This is a genomic window from Candidatus Hydrogenedentota bacterium (assembly GCA_016791475.1).
Classification (GTDB): Bacteria; Hydrogenedentota; Hydrogenedentia; order Hydrogenedentales; family JAEUWI01; genus JAEUWI01.
The window spans coordinates 1-607 of the sequence record JAEUWI010000320.1; the positions used below are offsets into that span (position 1 = coordinate 1).

General features: G+C 66.4%; 1 protein-coding gene. It reads left to right on the forward strand.

What is annotated here, in order from left to right:
- Nucleotides 1–607: TIM barrel protein (locus tag JNK74_29445; protein ID MBL7650299.1), on the forward strand; the 607-nt coding region annotated here is incomplete at both ends.

A 607-nucleotide genomic window follows, 5' to 3' on the forward strand; every position in this document is an offset into this window, starting at 1 on the left:
TGCTCCGACGAGAGTTTCTGACCGCCAGCGTTCTGTCTGTTGCCGGGGCCGCCGCCGCGGGGCAGCCCGCCGCGATCGCGCCTACCCCTTCTCCCGTGAAGGGCCGGCTCAAGCAATCCGTATGTCGATGGTGCTACGGCGGGATGCCGCTGGATGCGCTCTGCGCCAACGCCGCGGCGATGGGGATCGTGTCGGTGGAGTTGCTGGGGCCTGATGAGTGGGCGGTGGCGAAGAAGCACGGACTGACCTGCGCAGTGGCGACCAACGTGAAATCCAACCCGATCCCCAAAGGGTTCAACCGCGTGGAGCATCACGACGCGATCGTGAAGGACCTGGAGGAACGCCTGCCGCTGGTGAAGGACGCCGGCATCCCGCAGCAGATCGTCTTTTCGGGGAACCGCGCCGGGATGAGCGATGAAGATGGGCTGAAGAACTGCGCCGCGGGGCTGGCCCGCATCATGCCCACGGCGGAGCGGCTGGGCGTGACGATCATCATGGAGCTGCTCAACAGCAAGGTGGACCACAAGGACTACATGTGCGACCGGACGCGCTGGGGGGCGGACCTGGTGCAGCGCGTGGGCAGCCCCCGCTTCAAACTGCTGTACGA